Here is a 22816-nt window from a genome sequence, read left to right on the forward strand (position 1 = left end):
GATGGCCTCTGACGAGAAAAAGCCCCATATTCCGGTCCTTTTGAACCCGCTTCTGCGGACCTGCGCGCCGATCTCCGGGCGCTGGCTCGACGGCACGTTCGGCGCGGGCGGTTATACCAAGGGCCTGATCGCAGAAGGGGCAGAGCACGTCACCGGCGTCGATCGCGATCCTTTGGCGCATCAGATGGCCGCGAGCTGGATCAACGAGCCGCCTTATCAGGGCAAGATCGACCTCGTTCTGGGCACCTTTGGCGAGATGGATCAATACGCTTCCGGGCTCGACGGCGTGGTGCTCGATCTCGGCGTGTCCTCGATGCAACTCGACCTGCCGGAGCGTGGGTTTTCCTTCATGAAGGACGGCCCGCTCGACATGCGTATGTCGCAGGACGGACCGACGGCGGCGGATTTCGTCAATACAGCGGACGAGGCGGAGATCGCCGAGGTGCTGTTTCATTACGGCGAGGAAAAGCAGTCGCGCAAGATTGCCCGCGCTATCGTCAAAGATCGCGTCGAGAAAGCGCCGTTCACCACGACGCTGCAACTCGCGAACCTGATCGAACGCCTGCTGCCGCGCAAGAAGCCCGGTCAAAGCCACCCGGCGACCCGGACGTTTCAGGCCATTCGCATCGCGGTGAATGACGAATTCGGCCAGCTGATCGAAGGGCTTGAGGCCGCTGAGCGGGCGCTGAAACCCGGCGGGCAACTGGCTGTGGTGAGCTTTCATTCGCTTGAGGATCGCGTTGTGAAACGGTTCTTCCAAGAAAGGGCCTCGACGGGCGGTGGCGGCTCGCGCTATGCTCCTGAACAAGAGGTGAAAACACCCGGTTTCGAGCAGCTCTCCAAAGCCATCGGTCCCGATGAGGACGAGCTAGAGCAAAACCCGCGCGCGCGCTCGGCGCGGTTGCGGGTCGGTCGGCGTACCGCAGCCCCGGCAGTGCCGGTGGACCGTGCGGCAATGGGCCTGCCGAAACCTGTTTTGAGGTCGGTCTCGTGAGGCAAGGGTAAGAGATGCGTGGGGTTTATCTGATTTTGGCAGGTCTGGTGGTCATGATGCTCGGCGTCTGGGCCTATCAGGAAAATTACGCGACCCAGCATGTGCTGCGCGAGATCAGCCAGATCCAGCGCGACATCGGTCATCAGCGCGAGGAACTCGCCGTGCTGCGGGCCGAATGGGCCTATCTCAACCGCCCCGAACGGCTGCGCGATCTGGCCGGGATCAATTACGACCGCCTCGGTCTTCTGCCCTTTCAGCCGGAACAATTCGGTCGGGTCGACCAGATTTCCTTTCCGCAGGAAGATGACATTATTTTGGATCTGACCGACTCCGTCGATGTGGTCGGTTCTCTGGAGGTTGTCGAGCCATGAGCATCCGCACCCCGCTTCGCCCTCTGGCCCGCGTCCTCGCCGCCCGCTCACGGGGCGAAAACCCGGACGCCATCGAGCGCGAGAACCTGCGCCTGCGCCACGAGGAAATGCGCGACCGCTCCCGGCTTCGGGCCGAGGGGCGGCTTTTGGTTCTGGGCCTGTGTTTCGTCTCCGCCTTCGTTGTCGTCGGTGCCCGCATGGGGCAGGTGGCCGCCACCGTTCCCGAAGAGCCGCGCGCCGAAGCCTCCGGTACGCCGATCCTTGCGCAACGCGCCGACATCGTCGACCGCAACGGTCGCATTTTGGCGACCAACCGCGTGACCAATTCGCTCTATGCCCAGCCGCAGGAGATGATCGACCCGGTCCATGCCGCCGATGAGCTGGTGCGCATTTTTCCCGATCTCGACCGCGACCGCCTGATCCGCGACTTCACCGGGACACGCAAATTCCTCTGGATCAAAAAGAAAATCGCCCCCGAGCAACAACAGGCCGTGCATGACATCGGCGAGCCGGGGCTTTTGTTCGGCCCGCGCGAGGAGCGGCTCTATCCGAATGGCAAGCTCGCGGCGCATGTGTTGGGCGGCACCAAATTCGGTCGGGAGGGCGTGATGAGCGCCGAGATCGTCGGTCAGGCCGGGATCGAGAAACAGATGGACGCCTATCTGCGCGATCCCGCGAATGGCGATGCGCCGCTGCAACTGTCGATCGATCTGACGGTGCAATCGACGGTACGCGAGGTGCTCGACGGCGGCATGCGCATGCTCGGTGCCAAGGGCGCTGCCGCGGTGATGATGGATGTTCACACCGGCGAGATCATTTCGCTGGTTTCCCTGCCGGATTTCGATCCGAACTCGCGCCCCGAGGCGTTCGAGGGCAAGGACCCGAGCGCCAACCCGCGGTTCAACCGTGCGGTGCAGGGGGTCTACGAACTGGGCTCGACCTTCAAGATTTTTGCCGCTGCTCAGGCGATGGAGATTGGCTTGGCCAATCCCGACACCCAAATCCCCGCCACGCCGCCGTTCCGCTGGGGCAAGTTCAAGATCAGCGAATTCGAAGGCCATAATTACGGCCCCTATCTGTCGCTCAAGGGCATGATCATCAAATCGTCCAACGTCGCGACCGCCCATGTGGCGCAGCAGATCGGCGTGGAGCGGCAACAGGCCTTCCTCAAGTCGCTGGGCTTTTTCGAGCCGACCCCCGTGGAATTGAGCGAAGCGCCGACCGGCAAGCCCTTGCTGCCCCCCAACTGGTCGGAGCTTTCGACGCTGACCATCGGCTATGGTCACGGGCTTTCGGCCTCGCCGCTGCATCTGGCGACGGCCTATTCCACGCTCTTGAACGGTGGCACGAGAGTCACCCCGACGCTGCTCAAACGCGACGGCTATCTGCCCAAGGGGGAGCGCATTGTGCGCGAAGACGTCTCTGCCGCAGCCCGCGACATGTTGCGCGCCGTGGTGGCCGATCCCGGCGGCACCGCCTCCTTTGCGGAGGTTCCCGGGTATCACATCGGCGGCAAGACCGGCACCGCCGACAAGCCGAAACCCACGGGGGGCTATTACGACGACAAGACGATCAACACTTTCGCCGCCGTCTACCCGGCGGAGGACCCGAAATACGTGCTGATCGTGACGCTGGACGAAGCGGTGGAGACCTCCGGGCCGAAACCGCGCCGCACTGCGGGCTGGACCGCCGTTCCTGTCGCGGGAGAGGTCATTCGCCGCACAGCACCACTCATGGGGCTGCGTCCCGAGATTGAAACCCCCTCGCAAGCTGGGCTAACACTGACCGCGACGCATTAAGAGAAAGGCGCGGCCATGATGAAATCTCTCTCCGAACTCGGATTGACCGCGCAAAGCGGCCGCGAGGCGCAGATCACCGGCCTTTCCGTCGACAGCCGCCAGGTGCAGGCGGGGCATCTTTTCGCAGCCCTTCCCGGCGCGCGGGCGCATGGCGCAGAATATCTGCCGATGGCCTTGTCGATGGGCGCGCGTGCGGTTCTGACCGATCCGGAAGGCGCGCGCATCGCCGCCGGAGCGATTGCCGAATATGAGCCAGCACTTGTCGTTGTCGAGGACCCGCGTCAGGCGCTGGCCTATGCCGCAGCACTTTATTATGGTGCACAGCCAGAGGTGATGGTCGCCGTCACCGGCACCAATGGCAAAACCTCTGTCGCAACCTTCACCCGCCAGATCTGGCAGCTTCTGGGCGCGCGCGCGATCAATGTCGGCACCACCGGTGTCGAAGGCGACTGGCAGGCGCCGAGCCCGCACACCACGCCGGAACCGATCACGCTGCATCGCATGTTGTCCGAGGCCGCCCACGCCGGTGTCACCCATGGCGCGATGGAAGCAAGCTCCCACGGTCTGGCACAGCGCCGTCTCGACGGGGTGCGTCTCTCCGCCGCCGCCTTTACCAATTTCACTCAGGATCATCTGGACTATCACGCCACGTTCGAGGCCTATTTCTCCGCCAAGGCCGGGCTCTTCACCCGCGTTTTGCCGGAAGACGGCGTGGCGATCGTGAATATCGACGATGCCAGAGGCATGGAGGTCGAAGGTCTCTGCGCCGAGCGCGGCATCGACGTGATGCGGGTCGGGCGGTCTGATGCTGCCGATCTTCGCATCGTCGGCCAGCGGTTCGATGCCACGGGGCAGGATCTGCGCATCGATTTCGTCGGCAATATCTATCAAATCCGCCTCGATCTCATCGGCGGGTTTCAGGCCGAAAACGTCATGGCCGCGGCCGGGCTCGTCATGGCCTCCGGGGCGGACCCGGAAGAGGTCTTCTCCTGCCTGCCCGAACTGGTGGGCGTGCGGGGCCGGATGCAACATGCGGCGACCCGCGACAACGGTGCGGCGGTGTTCGTCGATTATGCCCACACGCCCGATGCGGTCTCGACCGCGATCAAGGCTTTGCGCCCCCATGTCATGGGCCGCATCATCGCCATCGTCGGCGCGGGCGGGGATCGAGACAAGACCAAACGCCCGCTGATGGGGCAGGCGGCGGTGGCAAACGCCGATCTGGTGATCGTGACCGATGACAACCCGCGTTCCGAAGACCCGGCGTCGATCCGGGCGGAGGTTCTGGCCGGTGCGCCCGAGGCGATGGAGGTCGGGGACCGCGCCGAAGCCATCCTCAGAGGCGTCGATGCGCTGCAACCCGGCGATGCTCTGCTGATCTGCGGCAAGGGGCATGAGAGCGGCCAGACCGTGGGCGATACGGTCTACCCGTTTGACGATGTGGAACAGGCCTCTCTGGCGGTCTCGGCGCTGGACGGGGCGCTGTGATGGCGCTCTGGACCTCGGAAGAAGCGGCCAAGGCTACCGGCGGGCGGGCGACACAAGCGTTTGATGTCTCGGGTGTCTCCATCGACACGCGGACGATCCAGCCGGGCGATTTGTTTGTCGCCCTCAAAGATGTGCGAGACGGCCATGAGTTTGTTGCACAAGCTCTGGACAAAGGTGCCGCCGCCGCTCTGGTGTCGCGCATTCCCGAAGGTGTCACGGCAGACGCGCCGCTGTTGATCGTGGACGAGGTGCTGCCCGCTTTGGAGCGCTTGGGTGCCGCTGCGCGCGCGCGCATGACCGGCAAGGTGATCGGGGTCACAGGCTCCGTCGGCAAGACTTCGACCAAGGAAATGCTCCGCGCGATCCTCTCCGGGCAGGGCAAAACCCACGCCGCCGAGGCCAGCTATAACAACCATTGGGGCGTGCCACTGACGCTTGCCCGCATGCCAGCCGACACGGACTTTGCTGTGATCGAGATCGGCATGAACCACCCCGGCGAGATCGCGCCTCTGGCGAAACTTGCCCGTCCCGATGTGGCGATGATCACCACGGTCGCCCCCGCCCATATGGCGGCGTTTGAGAGCCTGGAAGGCATCGCACGGGAGAAATCCGATATTTTCAAAGGGCTTGAGCCGGGTGGCGTGGCTGTGTTCAACGGCGATCTGGAGGTCTCCGACATCCTTGCCGCCGCCTGGCAGGGCGACTCGATCCGCTTTGGCGAGGATGAGGCCTGCGCCGCGCAGCTCACCTCTGTTGAGCTTTCCGATGGCGCAACCCAAGGCTCCGCCGTGATCGACACCACCCATCTCGATTTCCGTCTGTCCACCGCCGGGCGGCATTTTGCGGCCAATGCCGTGGGCTGCCTCGCCGTGGCCTGTGCTTTGGGGATCGATCTGGAAAAAGCCGCCGCCGATCTTATCCTTTGGGCGCCGCCCGAGGGTCGCGGCGCGCGCGAGCAGGTTCAGCTTGCCGTCGGCGCGCCGGTCGATTTGATCGACGATGCATTCAACGCCAACCCGACTTCCATGGCCGCCGCGCTCGAAGTGCTGGCCAAGGCCGAGCCGCATGACACCGGCCGCCGGATCGCCATTCTGGGCGATATGCTGGAACTCGGTGAAAAGGAACGTGCGATTCACGAAGGCCTCGCGGCTCTGCCGTGGTTTGCCACTGTCGATGCGGTGCATTGTGTCGGGCCTTTGATGCGGGCGCTCTACGATGTCCTGCCGGACGACCGGCGCGGCGTTTGGTTCGAGACCGCGAAAGACGCCATTCCGGCGTTCCAGACCCTCGTCGGCCCCGGCGATGTCGTGCTTGTGAAAGGCTCGAAAGGCTCCAAGGTCAGCCTTCTGGTTGACGCGCTGCGCGAATTGGGACAAGTGCCGCAGCAAACAGACGAAAGGTGAGTTGAGCGTATGCTGTATTGGATTTCCAGCCTGTCGGACGGGGGCGACCTGTTCAACCTGTTTCGCTATATCACCATGCGCTCGGGCGGGGCGTTCTTTACGGCGCTGATTTTCGCGATGGTGTTCGGGCGTCCTCTGATCGACCTGCTGCGCCGCCGTCAGGGCAAAGGCCAGCCGATCCGCGACGACGGTCCCGAGAGCCATTTCGCCAAGGCCGGAACGCCCACCATGGGCGGTTTGCTGATCCTGACGGCGCTGCTGGTTTCGACGCTGCTTTGGGCGCGGCTCGACAATCCCTATGTCTGGATCGTGATGTTTGTGACCTTCGGCTACGGTCTGATCGGCTTTGCCGACGACTATGCCAAAGTGTCGAAATCCAACACCAAAGGCGTCTCCGGCAAGGTGCGTCTGGCGCTTGGTTTCCTGATTGCCTTCATCGCCTCGGTTTGGTCGACCATGGTGCATCCCGCCGAGTTGCAGTTCCAGCTGGCGCTGCCGGTGTTCAAGGATCTGCTGGTCAATCTCTGGTGGTTCTTCATCCCCTTCGCGATGATCGTGATCGTCGGTGCGGCCAATGCGGTGAACCTCACCGATGGGCTTGACGGGCTTGCCATCATGCCGGTGATGATTGCCGCCGGCACGCTCGGTGCCATCGCCTATGTCGTGGGGCGCGTCGACTTCACCAATTATCTCGGCCTGCATTACGTGCCGGGGACAGGCGAAATCCTCGTCTTTACCGCAGCGCTCATTGGCGGCGGGCTCGGCTTCCTGTGGTACAACGCGCCGCCCGCGGCCGTGTTCATGGGGGATACCGGTTCGCTGGCCTTGGGCGGCGCACTTGGCGCGATTGCCGTCGCGACGAAACACGAGATCGTTCTCGCCATTGTCGGCGGCCTCTTCGTTGTGGAAGCGCTCTCGGTGATCATCCAAGTGGCTTACTTCAAACGCACCGGCAAACGCGTCTTCCTGATGGCGCCGATCCATCACCATTACGAGAAAAAAGGCTGGTCGGAGCCGACCATCGTGATCCGGTTCTGGATCATCTCTCTGGTGCTGGCGCTCATTGGTCTGGCGACGCTGAAACTGCGATAACGAGAGGGGGCCGAGGCCCCCTTTTTTGAGTATTTGGACAGCAAAGGAGCGAGCGCGCGATGATCCCTGTGCTCGGATACGAAGGTAAAAAAGTGGCCGTGTTGGGCCTTGGGCGCTCCGGTCTGGCGACCGCGCGCGCGTTGGAGGCCGGGGGCGCAGAGGCGCTGTGTTGGGACGATTCCGTAGAGGCGCGGGAGCGGGCGGAGGCGGAAGGCTTCGTGATCCACGATCTGCACAAAGCGGGAGCTTTCGAGGGCGTCGCCTGTCTCGTCACCTCGCCGGGCATTCCGCATCTTTATCCTGAGCCGAACAAGGTGATTGCGCTGGCGTGGGACGCGGGCGTGCCGGTCGACAATGACATCGGGCTGTTTTTCCGCTCGTTGGGGCAGGGCGACTGGATGGAACACGACACGCCCCCGCGTGTCATCGCGGTGACCGGATCGAATGGCAAATCCACCACCTCGGCACTCATTCACCACATCTTCGAAGCGAACGGCACGCCGTGCCAGCTTGCGGGCAATATCGGGCGCGGCGTTTTGGACATCGAGCCGCCGGAGGAGGGTGAGGTGATCGTGCTGGAACTGTCGAGCTATCAGACCGATCTGGCCCGCGCTTTGACGCCCGATGTGGCGGTGTTCACCAATCTCTCGCCCGATCACCTCGACCGTCACGGCGGCATGGGCGGCTATTTTGCGGCCAAGCGTCGGCTGTTTGCCGAGGGCGGGCCGGATCGCGCGGTGATCGGCGTCGATGAAAAGGAAGGCCGCTATCTGGCGAACCAGATGGTGGAGGACGCGGAGGATCTGCGGCTCATTCGGATCTCTTCGGGGCAAAAACTTGGCGGGCCGGGGTGGAACGTCTTTGCCCGCAAAGGGTTCCTGTCGGAATATCGTAAGGGCAAGCAGACGGCGTCGATTGACCTGCGGGAGATGGACGGGCTGCCCGGTGCGCACAACCATCAGAACGCCTGCGCCGCCTATGCCGCCGCGCGTGCTTTGAACCTGTCGCCCAAGGGCATCGAGACGGCGTTGCGCAGTTTCAAGGGCCTGCCGCACCGCTCGCAGCTTGTGCGTGAATTGAACGGGGTGCGTTATGTGAACGACTCGAAAGCCACCAATGTCGATGCCGCCGCCAAGGCGCTTCAGGCCTTTCCGCGCATCCGCTGGATCGCGGGCGGGCTTGGCAAAGAGGGTGGGATCGAGGCCTTGCAGCCCTTCTTAGGTTCGGTGTCGAAAGCCTATCTCATCGGCTTTTCGGCGCGCGATTTTGCGCTTCAGATCGGCGATACGCCCTATGAGATTTGCGAAACCATGGAGGTGGCCGTCGCCAAGGCCGCATCCGAGGCGGAAGAGGGCGAGACCGTTTTGCTCGCCCCCGCCGCTGCCTCGTTCGATCAGTTCCCGAATTTCGAGAAACGCGGTGAGGCCTTCGCCGCCGAGGTCGAAAAGCTTTGATGGGCTGGGCTGGTGTTAAATCCAGCCCAGAGCCACCCACCACAGGTAATCGAGCGGGATGAAAATCAGGAAAGTCAGCGCCGACAAAGACAGGGTCATCTTCATCAGGTGGCGCGTGCTTTCGCCTGCAAGCCCCATGGCGACGATCAGCGGCCCGACCTGATAGGGGAAGATCACGGTGGAAAAACCGATGACTTGGGTCATCAATACCGCCTCAAGCGAAAATCCTGTCGCCTGCGTCAGTTCCTCGGCCAAAGGCGTCAACACGGCGGGCACGCCCGGCATGGTGGTGAACACGGACGTCAGCGCACCCAGAGTGGAGAGCGAGTAGAAGTTGAGGAAATCCCGACCTTCCGCGAGGGGCAACATGCCGACAACCTGATGCGCGATGATCGCACCGAGACCGGAGTTGTTGACCACGGCACCCAGGGCCAGAGCGCCAGCGACAAACATCAGCATCCCGAAATCGACCGCGCCCTTGAACACCGACGGCGGCACAAGGCCCAGGCGCGGGATCAAAAGCACCAGAGTGGCGGCAAGCCCGATCCAGGCGGCGTTGATGCCATGCATCTGGTCCGTGGCCCAAAAGCCGATGGTGGCCAGAAGGATCACCATCAGGATCAGTTGTTTGCGCGAGGAGGCGGGCGTGTCCTTGGTGACTTCGATGGGCGTCGGCTCAACCTTGGCCGGGAAGAAATAGAGCGTCAGAAGCACCAGAGCGATGGATTTCAACACGCCCAGAACCGGATAATGCAGCAGCAGATAATCGGCATAGGAGAACTCCATGCCAAAGATCTTGTCCGCCATGCCCGAGAGCACGATGTTCGGAATGTTCGACGGCAGGATCGCAAAGCTCGGCATATTGGTCCCGAAGGCGATGATCACCGCGACGCCGATCCGCCCTTTCGAGCCTTTCTCAAGCCCCAGCATATCCGACAGCGCCATGCCGACCGGCACGAGAACGGCGGAGCGGCCCAAGGACGACGGCATCACAAAGCCCAAAGCCATGCCGATCACCATCAGCCCGCCGATGAGCATCGGATAGCTTTTCGACAGGTGGGGTCGCGCCACTTCGCCGATCTTTGCGCCAAGCCCGGAATGGGTGATCGCGGCCCCGATGACAAACCCTGCAATGATCAGCCACATCGCGGTGGAGGTGAAGCCGGAGAAGACCACATCGGGGGCCGCCAGCCCCGGCAGAAGCAGCGCCGTAAAGAAAAACAGTGAGGTCAGATAGCCCGGCACAAGCCCGGTGGCCCAAAGTCCGAGTGTCACAAGCACGATGGCAAAGATCAGCGCCTGATGGACGGCAAATATCCCCGGAACGGTGATGGCGATCGCCAACGCGATCAATGTGATGGCCGTGATGACGGCCTCTCTGAAATAGGTCATGTGCAGTCCTGCGATGTGAATGCGAAAACAGGCGCTGGCTTTGGGGCTGCACCTTTTGCGAAAGGTGTAGGAAAAATGTCGGAAATACGGTAGAGCGACATTATGCCAAATCATGTCGAATATCTGCCAAATGCCGATGCGCCCCCCACGGGGATCGGGTCTGACCTGACGCCGGGGCGCCCGGTGATTGCCCGCCGCGAACAATTCACCGGCGGCTATACGGTCGAGCCGCACAGCCATCCGCGCGCGCAATTGGCCATGTGTTACAATGGCATTCTGCGGATGCAGGCGGGCGAAGATGTCTGGATCATTCCGCATAAACACGCGATCTGGATTCCCTCCCACGTCGAGCATCAGCTCAGCACGCAGGCGCCAGTCCTAACCCATCACCTCTATGTCGCACCGCCTTACGTTACGCGCGCGGGTCTGCCGCAGGAGGTCACAGTCATGCGGACCACACCTTTGCTCAGAGGCGTGGTGGAGCGCATGGTGGACGGCGCGTTGACACGTGCGGAGACCCGGCGGCTGGCCTGGGTGGCTTTGGACGAAATCGGAAGGCTCAAGCCCGCCGCGATGCACCTGCCGGGCGGCCGCGATCCGCGTCTGATCGCGGCGATGGCGATCTTTCTGAAGCACCCCGAAGAACGTCGGGGGCTGGCGGAAATCGCCCATGAGATCGGCTCGTCGGAGCGCACCTTGGCGCGATTGTTCGTGACGGAAACCGGCAAGAGCTTTCGCGACTGGCGCGCCCGGCGGCGGATTTTATTTGCCTTGGAGCGGCTGGAGCAGGGCGAAAGCAGCACCGATCTGGCGGCGCATCTGGGATACTCCAGCCCCTCGGCCTTTATCGCGGCGTTCAAGAGGGACCTAGGCGCGCCACCGTCGGCGTTTCGGTGAGGCTGGCTACTTTTGATGGTTTTTCATAGAAGCCAGACCCCAGACGTAGCCGACCGGAAACATGAAACAAGGGAGCCAAGTTGAAAGAGCTGAATAGCGCCGCGACTCGACCCACCAGTCGGGGCGAAACATTAGCAAATAGAGCGCAAACGCTTCCAAACTCAAACATAATGCGGTGAAAGATCGGACTTGCTTAGGTCTTTCTTGCAACGCCCATTGAATATTTTGTTTGAATGTCCGGATCACATAAATGCCCTTGGTTGAATTGTCTGTTTAGTCAGACTTTACTCCTCAATATTCCAACGCATCCAAGGTCTTTTTCAACAGCTTTGCCGAGGCCCCCAGCGCCTCATGCTCCGCATCGTCCAGCTCCGGAAAGAGATCCGCAATCACACCCTGACCGCCCACAATGCGCGGGATCGACAGGGCCACGTCCTGCACGCCTTCGACCTTCGGTGTCACGATGGAGACCGACAGCACGGTCTGTTCGTCGCGCGCAATCGCTCGCACCAGCCGTTCAAGCCCTGCGCCGATGCCGTACCATGTCGCGCCCTTGCCATTGATGATCGTATAGGCGGCATTGCGCACCCCGTCGTCGATCCGCGCCTTGACGCCTTCGGTCAGCGGTACGCGCATCTGGGCGGCGAAATCCTTGACGGAGAGCGTGCCCGCGCGCGCCGAGGACCAGCACAGCACCTCGCTGTCGCCATGTTCGCCCAGCACATAGGCATGGACCGAGCGCGGCGCCACGCCCAGATGTTCGCCGATCAGATGCCGGAACCGGGCGGTGTCCAGAATGGTGCCCGAGCCGATCACCCGCGACGGCGGCAGGCCCGAAAGCCGCGTGGCGATCTGGGTCATGATGTCGACGGGGTTGGTGGCGACCAGAAGGATCGCGTCGGGCGCGGCGTCCAGCACCTTGCCGATGATCTGGCGAAACACCTCGGCATTGCGGGTCAAAAGTTCGAGCCGGCTCTCGCCGGGTTTCTGTCCGACACCGGCGGCGAGGATCACGACGCCCGCGCCCTTCAGTTCCGCGTAATCTCCCGCCATGACCACGGTGGAGGAGGCAAAGGGCACGGCATGAGCGATGTCCTCGGCCTGCGCGCGGGCGAGGGCGGCGTTGTAATCGACAAAGACGATCTTGCTCGCGGTGCCTTTGAGCGCGATGGCATAACCTGCGGCGGAGCCGACCATACCCGCGCCGACGATCCCGATTTTCATATGCGTTCTCCGTGGTTGGAGGAAAGGAAGAGGATGGGTTAGCGCCACCATGCGCAGATTCACGTTAACGATCAATGACGGTGATCAATTCGTGTTTTTGCATGAGAGGCGCGACAGGGAGATTGTTTTGGGCAAAACCCCGCTTTCCTGCGCCTTGCGCCCGCCCAGACCGCAATCTGTAGTGGCGTGCGGGCACGAATACCGCTATTCTGGCCGGTATAGACCCGGAAAATCGGGCATGAGGCAGATGTAGGCGGTATCATGACAGAGATGGTGTATGGCTCGGCGCCGATGCGCGTGGGAGAGCCGATCCTTCCGCGTTGGTGGCGGACAATCGACAAATGGACGCTGTCCTGCGTCTTCATCCTCTTCGGTATCGGGCTTCTGCTCGGGCTGGCGGCCTCTCCGCCTCTGGCCGAGAAGAACCATTTCACCGACCTGTTTCACTACGTCAAACGTCAGGCGTTTTTCGGCGGCGTCGGTCTCATGGTAATGATCGGCATCACCATGATGGACCCCGCGCGCGTGCGTCGGGTCGCCGTGGTCGGATTTGGGATCGCCATGGTGTCGCTCATGCTTCTGCCGTTTTTCGGCACGGATTTCGGCAAGGGCGCGACCCGGTGGTTCTCGCTTGGCTTTGCTTCGGTACAGCCCTCGGAATTTCTGAAACCCGCTTTCGTCATCACTGCCGCATGGATGATGGCCGCCGCCCATGAGATCGGCGGGCCTCCGGGGCGGCTTTATTCTTTCCTGCTGACGTCGTTCATCGTTATCCTTCTGGCGTTGCAGCCGGATTTCGGGCAGGCCTCGCTTTTGCTTTTCTCCTGGGGTGTGATGTATTTCGTCTCCGGCGCGCCGCTGATGCTTTTGGTGGGCATCGCAGGGCTGGTCGTGGCGGGCGGGACGTTTGCCTATCACAATTCCGAACACTTCGCGCGCCGCATTGACGGCTTTCTCGACCCGACCATCGATCCGACGACCCAAATCGGCTACGCCACCAACGCCATCCGCGAGGGGGGCTTTTTCGGGGTCGGTGTGGGCGAGGGGACGGTGAAATGGTCGCTGCCCGATGCGCATACCGATTTCATCATCGCGGTCGCCGCCGAAGAATACGGGCTCATCCTTGTGGGCATCATCATCGCGCTTTATGCGACGATCACCGTGCGATCGCTCTGGCGGCTGTTGCGTGAACGCGATCCGTTCATCCGCCTTGCTGGCACCGGGCTGGCCTGTGCTTTCGGCATTCAGGCCTTCATCAACATGGGTGTGGCCGTCCGGCTTCTGCCCGCGAAAGGTATGACTCTCCCGTTTGTGTCCTATGGCGGCTCCTCCGTGATTGCTTCGGGCATTGCGCTCGGCGCGCTTCTGGCCTTTACCCGCACCCGCCCGCAAGGCGAGATCGGTGATATCCTGATCCGGCGCGGACGCTGACGGCACCCTGAAAACAAAAAAACAACAAGAGGCAGATATGACCCAGCAAGCCCCCCTTCTCGTGATCGCCGCAGGCGGCACTGGCGGACATATGTTTCCGGCGCAGTCTCTGGCCGAAGTGATGCTGGCGCGGGGCTGGCGGGTGAAACTGTCGACCGACGCCCGTGGTGCACGCTACACCGGCGCTTTTCCGAAAGCGGTCGAGATCGACACCGTGCCCTCGGCCACCTTCGCGCGCGGCGGTGTTCTGGCGAAGGCTCTGGTGCCGTTCCGCATCGCAGGTGGCGTGCTTTCGGCGCTCACCAAATTCGTCTCAGACAAACCTGCCGTCGTGGTGGGCTTCGGTGGCTACCCGGCGATCCCGGCGGTGGCGGCGGCGACTTTGCTCAAACTGCCCCGGATGATCCATGAACAGAACGGCGTCTTGGGGCGGGTCAATCAGGTCTTTGCCAAACGCGTCAACACGGTCGCCTGCGGCACATGGCCGACGACCCTGCCGCAGGGTGTCGAGGGCTATTATGTCGGCAACCCGGTGCGCGGGGCGGTCTATGAGAAACACGCCGCGCCCTATATTCCGCCCGGTGACTATCCGATGGAGCTTTTGATCGTCGGCGGTTCGCAGGGCGCGCGCATCCTGTCGGATGTGGTGCCCGACGCCATTTCCCGCTTGCCGGAGGCCATGCTGTCGCGTCTGCGCATCAGCCAACAGGCGCGTCCCGAAGATCTCGACCGCGTCACCGAATTCTATCACGCCCAAGGCATTCAGGCCGATGTGCGCCCCTTCTTCGACGACATCCCGACCCGGATGAGCGAGGCGCAACTGGTGATCTCCCGCTCCGGCGCCTCGACCGTTGCGGATATTTCCGTCATCGGTCGCCCCTCGATCCTGATCCCTTATGCGGCGGCGGCAGGCGATCACCAGACCGCCAATGCCCGTGGGCTTGTGGAGGCGGACGCCGCCGTGATGATCCCCGAGAGCCAGTTGACGCCGGAAAGCCTTGCCGAGCAGATTTACAACGTGCTGGCTCACCCGCAAGGCGCCACCATGATGGCCCACGCCGCGCTTTCGGTCTCGAAACCGATGGCGGCGGAAGAGCTGGCAGCTCTGGTTGAAAATCTGGCCTTCAACAAACAATGACGGCCCTTGTGGGCGACAGACGAGTGAGACGAAAAACATGAACGCTTCCGTGACCAAACTCCCCACCGAGATGGGCGCAATCCATTTTGTCGGCATTGGCGGCATCGGCATGTCGGGGATTGCCGAGGTGCTTTTGAACCATGGCTATCAGGTGCAGGGCTCCGATCTGAAAGCGTCGAAAATCACCGACCGGCTCAAGGCGCTGGGTGCGGTGATCTACGAGGGGCAGCGCGCGGAAAATCTTGAGAACGCGGAGGTCGTGGTGATCTCGTCTGCGATCAAACCCGGCAACCCGGAACTCGATACTGCCCGGGCCAAAGGCCTGCCGGTGGTGCGCCGGGCCGAGATGCTGGCGGAGCTGATGCGCCTCAAATCCAACGTCGCCATCGCAGGCACCCACGGCAAGACCACGACCACCACGCTTGTGGCCGAGCTTCTGGTCGCGGGCGGCATCGACCCGACGGTGATCAACGGTGGCATTATCCATGCCTACGGTTCGAACGCCCGGATGGGGCAGGGCGACTGGATGGTCGTCGAGGCCGATGAGAGCGACGGCACGTTCAACCGCCTGCCCGCCACCATCGCTATCGTGACCAACATCGACCCGGAGCATATGGAGCACTGGGGCACGATTGAGAACCTGCGCAAAGGGTTTTACGATTTCGTCTCCGGCATTCCGTTCTATGGTCTCGCCGTCTGCTGTACGGATCATCCCGAAGTTCAGGCGCTGGTCGGCAAGATCACCGACCGCCGTGTCGTGACCTACGGGTTCAACGCGCAGGCCGATGTCCGTGCGGTCAACCTGACCTACAAAAAAGGCGTTGCGCATTTCGACATCGTGCTTGCCGCCGACGAGATGGTGATCGAGGGCTGCACCCTGCCGATGCCGGGCGATCACAACGTGTCGAACGCTTTGGCCGCCGTCGCCGTGGCACGTCATCTCGGCATGAAGGCCGAGGAAATCAAACAGGCCTTGGCCGCTTTCGGTGGGGTCAACCGTCGCTTCACCCGCGTCGGCGAGGTCAATGGCGTCACGATCATCGACGATTACGGCCACCACCCGGTCGAGATCGCCGCCGTGTTGAAAGCCGCGCGTCAGGCCTCGGACGGTCGTGTCATCGCCGTGCATCAGCCGCACCGCTACTCGCGTCTGTCCAGCCTCTTCGACGATTTCTGCACCTGTTTCAACGAGGCCGATGTCGTCGGCATCGCGGAGGTCTATGCCGCCGGAGAGGACCCGATCCCCGGTGCGTCACGTGACGATCTGGTCGCCGGTCTGATCCGCCACGGTCACCGCCACGCCCGCGCCGTGACCTGCGAAGACGATCTCGAACGGCTGGTGCGCGAACAGACCCGCCCCGGCGACATGGTCGTCTGCCTCGGTGCCGGGACCATCTCGACCTGGGCGCATAACCTGCCGGAACGGCTGTCGAAAGGCTGAGCATCTGACGGCTATCGCCTTAAAAATATTGAGCTTTGCGCTTTTGGTTATGCCGTGGTTTGCAGTGCCCCTGGCGGGCTGGTTGGGCGTCAAGGGGCGTTGGTCCGTCGCACTCCTGCTCGCTTTGTTCCTGACGTTGGGGGGCTGGGGGCTGTTTTTCGCCTTCGAATATGCCGTCAATCGGGGGCGTCTCATCGGCGGCCCCTCGCGCGCCATCTCCGCAGCCCTGACGCTGGCGCTGATTGCCTTTGCCCTGTCTCTTGCGGCCATGGGTGGGGCATGGCTCTGGCGGCGAAACGCACGGGCGAAGTGAAGGCTTCTCCGCTTTGTTCTGACGCAGAGACCTGCGGCCCGTGACCGGTTATCCTGTGACCATCGTCTGACAATGGAGACGCGCATGACACGCCAAGGACAAACAGGTCAGCTCAAACGTCGTATAGGCCCCGGATTGCTCACCGCCTATGGTGTGGGCGTCATGGTGGGCGCGGGGATTTACGTTCTGGTCGGCACGGTCGCGGCCGAGGCCGGGCTTTACGCGCCCCTGGCCTTCCTTTTAGCCGGGCTGATCGCCGCGCCCTCCGCGCTCTCTTATGCCGAATTGTCCACCCGCATTCCCGAGGCTGCGGGCGAGGCGGCCTATGTCGAGGCGGGGACCGGATCGCGTTTTCTCGGCCTGCTCGTGGGGCTTGCCATTGTCGCCGGGGGCACTGTTTCGGCGTCCGCCGTGCTCAGAGGTGGTGCGGGCTATCTCATTGCCATCGTTGACATTCCTTTCACGCTTGCGGTCGTGGTGCTCGGTCTTGCGCTGGTCGCTGTGGCAGTCGTCGGCGTGTTGGAGAGCCTCGCCATGGCGGCGCTCTTCACGGTCATCGAGGTTGGCGGGCTGGCACTCGTCATCTGGTCCGGCTGGCACGCGCCCGTGTCGCCCGATTTCGCAACCCCCGCAGCCCCCTACCTGCCGGGGATCGGCGTCGCCGCCACGCTCGCGTTCTTCGCCTTCATCGGCTTCGAGGACATCGTCAATATGGCCGAGGAGGTCAAACGCCCCGAACGCACGCTGCCGATCGCCATCATCGCCTCGCTCGTTATCACCACATTGCTCTACGCCGCTGTCACCATCACCGCCGTACGTGCCGTGCCGCTCGAAGCCCTCGGCGGCTCCGAGCGTCCGCTGGCGCTGGTCTATGAGGCGGGGGGCGGTCCGGTCGCCGTGCTCTCCGCCATCGCCGTCGCCGCCGCACTGAACGGTGTTCTGGCGCAGATCGTCATGGCCGCCCGTGTGCTGTTCGGTCTCGGCAAGCGCGGCGGTCTTCTGGGGCTGTTCCATCATGCTCATCCGCGCTTTGGCACTCCGATCCTTGCCACGCTGCTGATCGGCGCCGCCGTTCTGGCCGCAAGCCTCGCCCTGCCGGTCGCGGATCTCGCGGGCGTGACCTCGACCATCCTGCTCACCGTCTTTACGCTGGTTAACGGCGCGCTGATCCTTTTGAAACGCCGCAGCCCGAAAGCCCCGTTTCGTGTGGCGAACTGGGTGCCGGTCGTCGGGCTGGTCTTCGCCGTACTGGCGCTTCTGGCCTTCGCTCTGGGCGGCGTGTCGTGAACCTGTTGCAGGAACCCCTTGTGGTGCTCGCAATTTGGGCGCTTGCCACCATGGCCCTCGCTCCGTTACCCTTGCGCCACCAGATTCTCCCCGGATTGGCGCTTTTGCTCGTGCTGCCCGTGGTGCTCGTCTGGACCGGTCGGGTCCACGGATACCTGCCGGTGTTGATCGGTTTCGCTGCTGCCGTGTCTTTGTTTCGAAAGCCGCTCAAGGTGCTGTGGAGGCGACTTGTGCGGCGGTCCAGATAGGAAATAGGCCGCATGACCCTGTCCCTTACCCTTGCCTGTCTCTGGGCGCTGCTCGCCAATGTGATCGCGATGCTGCCCTCGCGTCGCAACCATTGGCCCGCCGCCTATGCGCTGATCGCGCTGGGGGTTCCTCTTCTGGGATTTGTCACCTATGAGAACGGCCCATGGATCGGCCTCGTCGTCTTCGCGGCGGGCGTCTCGATCCTGCGCTGGCCTGTGGTGTATCTGGGCCGGTGGATGCGGCGAACACTGGCGAAGGGGCCTGCGGAATGATCTACCCGGATGTGCGTGGCAAGCTGACCGAGAACCGGGCTTTGGCCGATCTGACATGGCTGCGTGTGGGCGGTCCTGCGGATGCCTTGTTTCAGCCCGCCGATCTTGTGGATTTGCAGGGGTTTCTCAAAGCCCTCGATCCCTCCGTTGCGGTGTTTCCGATGGGGGTCGGTTCGAACCTGATCGTGCGCGACGGCGGCATTCGCGCCGTGGTGATCCGTATGGGGCGCGGCTTCAATCATATCGAAATCGACGGCAACCGCGTGACCGCCGGTGTCGCGGCGCTCGATGCGCATGTGGCGAAAAAGGCGGCAGAGGCGGGGCTCGACCTGACGTTTTTGCGCACCATTCCCGGTGCCATCGGCGGCGCTGTGCGGATGAATGCGGGCTGCTACGGGTCCTATGTGGCGGATCATTTCGTGTCGGCCAAGGCCGTGACGCGGGAGGGCGCGCTTGTGACGCTGGTCTCTGAGGATTTGAATTTCCAGTACCGCCAGACCGATCTGCCCGAAGGCTGGGTCATCGTCGAGGCGACGTTCGAGGCCGAAATTGCCGATCCCGAAATGCTCAATGCCCGCATGGACGACCAACTCGCCAAGCGCGACGCCACGCAGCCGGTGAAAGAGCGCTCCGCAGGCTCGACCTTTCGCAATCCGGCGGGGTTCAGTTCGACGGGCAGGGCCGATGACGTGCACGATCTCAAAGCCTGGAAGGTGATCGACGACGCCGGTTTGCGCGGCTTTTCCATCGGCGGCGCGCAGATGAGCGAGAAACATTCCAACTTCATGATCAACATGGGCGAGGCCTCCGCGCATGATCTCGAACTTTTGGGCGAGACGGTGCGAAAAAAGGTGTTTCAAAACGCGGGCCTCACGTTACAATGGGAAATCAAGCGCATCGGTGAGTTTTCCGGAGATCCGATCCCGGACGGTCTTGCCGAAGCGACGAAAACCGGCGCATAAGGGCCGGAACGGCGTCCTGAGCAGGGCGTTAAGACTGACCCCGAAACGGGGCGTTTTTTCAAAGGGTCACGCAAGATGACCCAAAATTTCGTGGATCGCAAAAGACGATCCGATTATGAGGCGAGTGGACATGTCGAGCAGGCAGTCCCCGAAAGTGGCCGTCATTCTGGGCGGACCTTCGTCAGAGCGCGAAGTGTCTTTGTCCTCCGGGCGTGAATGTGCCAAGGCACTTCGGGGTGAAGGATTCGAAGTTGTAGAGATCGACGCGGGCGAGGACCTTTGCGCGCAATTGGTCGCGTGTAGGCCCGATGTCGTGTTCAACGCGCTGCATGGCCGGTTCGGCGAAGACGGCTGTGTGCAGGGGCTTCTGGAATGGCTGCGCATCCCCTACACCCACTCCGGCGTGCTCGCCTCCGCTCTGGCCATGGACAAGGAAAAGACCAAAGAGGTCTACCGCGCCGCCGGTCTTCCCGTCGTGCCCTCCCTGCTGGCGTCTCGTTTTGAGGTCGAGGCCGGGCATGTGATGGAGCCGCCCTATGTGGTCAAACCCTATAACGAGGGGTCTTCGGTTGGCGTTTATATCGTGCACGAAAGTTCCAACGCGCCGCGTATGTCCGCCGAGATGCCCGCCGTCGTCATGGTCGAACAATATGCGCCGGGGCGTGAGCTGACCTGTTCCGTGATGGGCGATAAGGCGCTTTTGGTCACAGATATTCTCACCGACGGCTGGTACGATTACGACGCCAAATACAAGGCGGGCGGGTCGCGCCATGTCTGCCCGGCGGAGATCCCCGCCGAGATCACCGCCGCCTGTCAGGACTTTGCCCTGCGCGCCCACAAGGCGCTCGGCTGCCGCGGCGTGTCGCGGACCGATTTCCGTTGGGACGAAGCCCGCGGCATCGAGGGTCTCGTGCTTTTGGAAACCAACACCCAGCCGGGGATGACGCCGACCTCGCTCTCGCCCGAACAGGCGCAAAAAAGCGGCATCAGCTTCGGTCAGTTCTGTGCCTGGATGGTGGAGGACGCCTCATGCGACCGGTAGACCCGATCGATTTCGCCAAAGGCCCGACCGCAGGCGGGTCCGCCCGGGTCTCCGAGGCCGTGGCCCGTGCGATCCGGACCCGGCGGGGGCAGGGCGGCGACACCGACGCCGCGCCTCAGCGCCCCCGCGATCCGGCGCCCTCGCGTGCCGCCTATCGCATGAACCGGCTTTGGCTCACACCGTCCTTCCGCTTCTTCCTGCGTCGCATCGCACCGATTGCGGTCGTGGCCGCCTGCGTCGGACTGTGGTTCGCGTCCGAGGACAATCGCACCGCCTTCTCCGATCAGGTCGCACTGTGGAAAAACGAGATCCAGAACCGCCCCGAGTTTATGGTGAAACTCATGGCGATCGACGGTGCCTCCGCGCCTCTGGCTGAAGACATTCGCGAGATCGCCGCTGTGACGTTCCCGATTTCCTCCTTCGACCTCGACCTGCCTGAAATGCTTGAGCAGATCGAGGATCTCGACGCCGTCGCGTCCGCCGGGCTGCATGTGCGTGCGGGCGGCATTCTTCAGATCGACATCACCGAACGCACCCCCGCCGTGATCTGGCGCTCCTCCGCCGGGCTGGAAATGCTCGACGCCGAAGGCCATCGGGTGGCCGCGCTGCCGCATCGGGGCGACCGGCCCGACCTGCCGCTGATCGCGGGCGAGGGCGCGGAGCGCGCGGTGGTCGAGGCGCTGGCGCTGCTGAAATCCGCCGGTCCGCTCCTGCCGCGGATGCGCGGGCTGGTGCGTGTGGGCGAACGGCGCTGGAACGTCGTTCTGGACCGCGATCAGGTGATCATGCTGCCGGAAGAGAACCCGCTCGGCGCGCTGGCGCAGGTGGTGGCGCTCGATCAGGCGAAAGACCTTTTGGGCCGCGATGTCGCAAGCGTCGACATGCGCCGCCCGACCCGACCGACAGTGCGGCTGACCGAGGCCGCTCAGGACGAACTCAAACGCCTGCGGGGCGTCGAACTTGGAGTGTCTTACTGATGACCGATTTGTACGAGGCCCAGCGGGCCATGCGGAACATGCGCAAGGCCGCTCTGCAGCGTGGCGTGATTGCCATTCTCGATGTCGGCACCTCCAAGATCGCCTGTCTGGTGCTGCGCTTCGACGGCGAACGCTTCATGGGCGGCGACGGGGTTGGCGCGCTGGCCGGGCAATCCTCCTTCCGTGTCATTGGCGCGGCCACCACACGTTCGCGCGGGGTGCGGTTCGGCGAGATCGATTCCATGCCGGAGACCGAACGCGCGATCCGTACCGCCGTTCAGGCCGCCCAGAAAATGGCCCAGACCCGCGTCGATCACGTCATCGCCTGTTTCTCCGGCGGCAGCCCGCGGTCCTACGGTATCGCGGGGCAGGTGGAGGTCGAATATGACACCGTCTCCGAACAGGACGTCGCCCGCGTGCTCGCCTCCTCGGATGTGCCGGATTACGGCAATCACCGCGATGTGCTGCACGCCCAGCCGGTGAACTTCCAGCTCGATCACCGCTCCGGCCTCAAGGACCCGCGCGGTCAGATCGGCCAGAGCCTTGCCGTCGACATGCATATGCTGACGGTGGACACGGCGACGATCCAGAACCTCCTGTACTGCATCAAACGCTGCGATCTCGAAGTCGCGGGGCTGGCCTCGGGCGCCTATGTCTCCGGCATTTCCGCGCTTGTCGAAGATGAGCAGGAGCTGGGCGCGGCCTGTGTCGATCTCGGCGGCGGTGCGACCGATGTGTCGATCTTCATGAAAAAACACATGATCTATGCCGATTCTGTGCGCATGGGCGGCGAGCATGTGACCTCCGACATCGCCATGGGGCTGCAAATCCCCTTCGCCACCGCCGAGCGGATCAAGACCTTCTATGGCGGCCTCGTCGCCACCGGCATGGACGACCGCGAGATGATCGAAGTGGGCAGCGATTGCGGCGATTGGGAGAAAGATCGCCGCACCGTGTCGCGCGCCGAACTGATCGGCATCATCCGCCCGCGCGTCGAGGAAATCCTCGAAGGCGTGCGCGAATGTCTCGATGCGGCGGGGTTCGAGCACATGCCCAGCCAGCAGATCGTGCTGACCGGCGGCGGCTCGCAAATTCCCGGCCTCGACACGCTGGCGCCGAAGATCCTCGGTCAGAATGTGCGCATCGGCCGCCCCTTGCGGGTTCAGGGCCTGCCGCAGGCTGCCACCGGCGCGGCATTTGCCTCTGCCGTCGGGCTGTGTCTCTTCGCGGCCAACCCGCAGGACGAATGGTGGGATTTCGAAATTCCCGCCGAACGCTACCCGGCCCGCTCGCTCAAACGCGCGATGCGGTGGTTCAAGGACAACTGGTAAGAGATTGCGGCTTGGCGCGGGGCTGTGTTAGGGTAGGACCATAACAAAGTCTCCGCCCAATGACGCGGAGGACGATGGCCGAGCAGGGCCCGATATGACGAGTAAGACGCGAAGTCCCTGAGGCTTCGGGCGCGTATCCGCGATACGGGCTCTTGCGTTCTGTCGGCATCTATCCCCTAAATCTGCCGTTTTGCGCAAAATCCCGCCTAAATAAGCGGGCTGTCTTACCATATTTTGTGGCAATCTCATGTTTTGGGGA

20 protein-coding genes are annotated in these 22816 nt (G+C 63.1%); 18 read left to right on the top strand and 2 right to left on the bottom strand.

The annotated features are described in order from the left end of the window. Nucleotide 1 precedes the first annotated feature (1 nt). From rsmH to murD, 7 genes are read left to right on the top strand one after another with little or no spacing between them, the layout of a single operon-like run. Nucleotides 2-994 (top strand): 16S rRNA (cytosine(1402)-N(4))-methyltransferase RsmH, encoded by a 993-nt coding sequence (gene rsmH / locus V1475_RS10720; protein ID WP_479412741.1) that lies wholly within the window; start codon nucleotides 2-4, stop codon nucleotides 992-994. A 14-nt stretch (nucleotides 995-1008) separates the two neighbouring features. Next, on the top strand, nucleotides 1009-1365 hold the full coding sequence (ftsL, locus tag V1475_RS10725) for a cell division protein FtsL (protein ID WP_479412742.1): 357 nt from the start codon (nucleotides 1009-1011) through the stop codon (nucleotides 1363-1365). Further along, nucleotides 1362-3164 carry a peptidoglycan D,D-transpeptidase FtsI family protein gene (locus V1475_RS10730; protein WP_434287930.1) on the top strand — a complete coding sequence of 601 codons (1803 nt, stop codon included), beginning with the start codon at nucleotides 1362-1364 and terminating at the stop codon, nucleotides 3162-3164. The genes ftsL and V1475_RS10730 overlap by 4 nt, the downstream gene beginning before the upstream one ends. A gap of 15 nt (nucleotides 3165-3179) precedes the next feature. Then, entirely contained in the window at nucleotides 3180-4652 is a 1473-nt protein-coding gene (locus tag V1475_RS10735) for a UDP-N-acetylmuramoyl-L-alanyl-D-glutamate--2,6-diaminopimelate ligase (RefSeq protein ID WP_479412743.1), read from the top strand. After that, complete coding sequence (locus V1475_RS10740) at nucleotides 4652-6055, top strand: UDP-N-acetylmuramoyl-tripeptide--D-alanyl-D-alanine ligase (RefSeq protein WP_479412744.1); 1404 nt, start codon at nucleotides 4652-4654, stop codon at nucleotides 6053-6055. Before V1475_RS10735 ends, V1475_RS10740 begins: the two co-directional genes overlap by 1 nt. 9 nt (nucleotides 6056-6064) lie before the next feature. Beyond that, nucleotides 6065-7147, top strand: coding sequence for a phospho-N-acetylmuramoyl-pentapeptide-transferase (gene mraY, locus V1475_RS10745; RefSeq protein ID WP_434287925.1), 1083 nt, complete (start codon nucleotides 6065-6067; stop codon nucleotides 7145-7147). Between the two features lie 59 nt (nucleotides 7148-7206). Beyond that, nucleotides 7207-8601, top strand: coding sequence for a UDP-N-acetylmuramoyl-L-alanine--D-glutamate ligase (gene murD, locus V1475_RS10750; protein ID WP_479412745.1), 1395 nt, complete (start codon nucleotides 7207-7209; stop codon nucleotides 8599-8601). Between the two features lie 15 nt (nucleotides 8602-8616). Here the strand turns inward: murD and V1475_RS10755 are convergent, their stop codons facing one another. After that, nucleotides 8617-9993 carry an SLC13 family permease gene (locus tag V1475_RS10755; RefSeq protein WP_479412746.1) on the bottom strand — a complete coding sequence of 459 codons (1377 nt, stop codon included), beginning with the start codon at nucleotides 9991-9993 and terminating at the stop codon, nucleotides 8617-8619. Between the two features lie 102 nt (nucleotides 9994-10095). Here V1475_RS10755 and V1475_RS10760 point away from each other — a divergent pair, with 102 nt between their 5' ends. After that, nucleotides 10096-10890 (top strand): AraC family transcriptional regulator, encoded by a 795-nt coding sequence (locus tag V1475_RS10760; RefSeq protein WP_479412747.1) that lies wholly within the window; start codon nucleotides 10096-10098, stop codon nucleotides 10888-10890. A 291-nt stretch (nucleotides 10891-11181) separates the two neighbouring features. On the opposite strand, the gene V1475_RS10765 is transcribed toward V1475_RS10760, so the two are convergent. Continuing rightward, entirely contained in the window at nucleotides 11182-12114 is a 933-nt protein-coding gene (locus V1475_RS10765; protein ID WP_434287914.1) for an L-lactate dehydrogenase, read from the bottom strand. Nucleotides 12115-12375: 261 nt separating this feature from the next. On the opposite strand from V1475_RS10765, the gene ftsW reads away from it, so the two are divergent. The 10 genes from ftsW to ftsA all read left to right on the top strand — a co-directional run bounded on the left by ftsW (nucleotide 12376) and on the right by ftsA (nucleotide 22557). After that, nucleotides 12376-13545 (top strand): putative lipid II flippase FtsW, encoded by a 1170-nt coding sequence (gene ftsW / locus V1475_RS10770; RefSeq protein ID WP_434287913.1) that lies wholly within the window; start codon nucleotides 12376-12378, stop codon nucleotides 13543-13545. 37 nt (nucleotides 13546-13582) lie between these two features. Beyond that, entirely contained in the window at nucleotides 13583-14683 is a 1101-nt protein-coding gene (gene murG, locus V1475_RS10775) for an undecaprenyldiphospho-muramoylpentapeptide beta-N-acetylglucosaminyltransferase (protein WP_479412748.1), read from the top strand. Between the two features lie 37 nt (nucleotides 14684-14720). Continuing rightward, nucleotides 14721-16124, top strand: a complete 1404-nt coding sequence (gene murC / locus V1475_RS10780; RefSeq protein WP_434287910.1) for a UDP-N-acetylmuramate--L-alanine ligase — start codon at nucleotides 14721-14723, stop codon at nucleotides 16122-16124. Nucleotides 16125-16173: 49 nt separating this feature from the next. After that, nucleotides 16174-16437 carry a hypothetical protein gene (locus V1475_RS10785; RefSeq protein ID WP_434287908.1) on the top strand — a complete coding sequence of 88 codons (264 nt, stop codon included), beginning with the start codon at nucleotides 16174-16176 and terminating at the stop codon, nucleotides 16435-16437. 84 nt (nucleotides 16438-16521) lie between these two features. Further along, a complete protein-coding gene (locus V1475_RS10790; RefSeq protein ID WP_479412749.1) occupies nucleotides 16522-17724 on the top strand; it encodes an APC family permease in 1203 nt (400 codons plus the stop codon). Between the two features lie 260 nt (nucleotides 17725-17984). Beyond that, on the top strand, nucleotides 17985-18245 hold the full coding sequence (locus V1475_RS10795) for a DUF2484 family protein (RefSeq protein WP_434287905.1): 261 nt from the start codon (nucleotides 17985-17987) through the stop codon (nucleotides 18243-18245). Next, nucleotides 18242-19207, top strand: a complete 966-nt coding sequence (gene murB / locus V1475_RS10800; protein WP_479412750.1) for a UDP-N-acetylmuramate dehydrogenase — start codon at nucleotides 18242-18244, stop codon at nucleotides 19205-19207. Before V1475_RS10795 ends, murB begins: the two co-directional genes overlap by 4 nt. A gap of 130 nt (nucleotides 19208-19337) precedes the next feature. Next, nucleotides 19338-20249, top strand: a complete 912-nt coding sequence (locus tag V1475_RS10805) for a D-alanine--D-alanine ligase (protein ID WP_479412751.1) — start codon at nucleotides 19338-19340, stop codon at nucleotides 20247-20249. Continuing rightward, entirely contained in the window at nucleotides 20237-21226 is a 990-nt protein-coding gene (locus V1475_RS10810) for a cell division protein FtsQ/DivIB (RefSeq protein WP_434287900.1), read from the top strand. Before V1475_RS10805 ends, V1475_RS10810 begins: the two co-directional genes overlap by 13 nt. Next, a complete protein-coding gene (gene ftsA / locus V1475_RS10815; RefSeq protein WP_434287898.1) occupies nucleotides 21226-22557 on the top strand; it encodes a cell division protein FtsA in 1332 nt (443 codons plus the stop codon). The genes V1475_RS10810 and ftsA overlap by 1 nt, the downstream gene beginning before the upstream one ends. Nucleotides 22558-22816: the final 259 nt, after the last annotated feature.

Source organism: Celeribacter sp. SCSIO 80838, from assembly GCF_056498065.1.

Excerpts from the sequence above, each read along its gene's own strand:
- rsmH (WP_479412741.1), top strand. The coding sequence starts at position 2 with ATGGCCTCTGACGAGAAAAAGCCCCATATTCCGGTCCTTTTGAACCCG.
- ftsL (WP_479412742.1), top strand. The coding sequence starts at position 1,009 with ATGCGTGGGGTTTATCTGATTTTGGCAGGTCTGGTGGTCATGATGCTC.
- V1475_RS10730 (WP_434287930.1), top strand. The coding sequence starts at position 1,362 with ATGAGCATCCGCACCCCGCTTCGCCCTCTGGCCCGCGTCCTCGCCGCC.
- V1475_RS10735 (WP_479412743.1), top strand. The coding sequence starts at position 3,180 with ATGATGAAATCTCTCTCCGAACTCGGATTGACCGCGCAAAGCGGCCGC.
- V1475_RS10740 (WP_479412744.1), top strand. The coding sequence starts at position 4,652 with ATGGCGCTCTGGACCTCGGAAGAAGCGGCCAAGGCTACCGGCGGGCGG.
- mraY (WP_434287925.1), top strand. The coding sequence starts at position 6,065 with ATGCTGTATTGGATTTCCAGCCTGTCGGACGGGGGCGACCTGTTCAAC.
- murD (WP_479412745.1), top strand. The coding sequence starts at position 7,207 with ATGATCCCTGTGCTCGGATACGAAGGTAAAAAAGTGGCCGTGTTGGGC.
- V1475_RS10755 (WP_479412746.1), bottom strand. The coding sequence starts at position 9,993 with ATGACCTATTTCAGAGAGGCCGTCATCACGGCCATCACATTGATCGCG.
- V1475_RS10760 (WP_479412747.1), top strand. The coding sequence starts at position 10,096 with ATGCCAAATCATGTCGAATATCTGCCAAATGCCGATGCGCCCCCCACG.
- V1475_RS10765 (WP_434287914.1), bottom strand. The coding sequence starts at position 12,114 with ATGAAAATCGGGATCGTCGGCGCGGGTATGGTCGGCTCCGCCGCAGGT.
- ftsW (WP_434287913.1), top strand. The coding sequence starts at position 12,376 with ATGACAGAGATGGTGTATGGCTCGGCGCCGATGCGCGTGGGAGAGCCG.
- murG (WP_479412748.1), top strand. The coding sequence starts at position 13,583 with ATGACCCAGCAAGCCCCCCTTCTCGTGATCGCCGCAGGCGGCACTGGC.
- murC (WP_434287910.1), top strand. The coding sequence starts at position 14,721 with ATGAACGCTTCCGTGACCAAACTCCCCACCGAGATGGGCGCAATCCAT.
- V1475_RS10785 (WP_434287908.1), top strand. The coding sequence starts at position 16,174 with ATGCCGTGGTTTGCAGTGCCCCTGGCGGGCTGGTTGGGCGTCAAGGGG.
- V1475_RS10790 (WP_479412749.1), top strand. The coding sequence starts at position 16,522 with ATGACACGCCAAGGACAAACAGGTCAGCTCAAACGTCGTATAGGCCCC.
- V1475_RS10795 (WP_434287905.1), top strand. The coding sequence starts at position 17,985 with ATGACCCTGTCCCTTACCCTTGCCTGTCTCTGGGCGCTGCTCGCCAAT.
- murB (WP_479412750.1), top strand. The coding sequence starts at position 18,242 with ATGATCTACCCGGATGTGCGTGGCAAGCTGACCGAGAACCGGGCTTTG.
- V1475_RS10805 (WP_479412751.1), top strand. The coding sequence starts at position 19,338 with ATGTCGAGCAGGCAGTCCCCGAAAGTGGCCGTCATTCTGGGCGGACCT.
- V1475_RS10810 (WP_434287900.1), top strand. The coding sequence starts at position 20,237 with ATGCGACCGGTAGACCCGATCGATTTCGCCAAAGGCCCGACCGCAGGC.
- ftsA (WP_434287898.1), top strand. The coding sequence starts at position 21,226 with ATGACCGATTTGTACGAGGCCCAGCGGGCCATGCGGAACATGCGCAAG.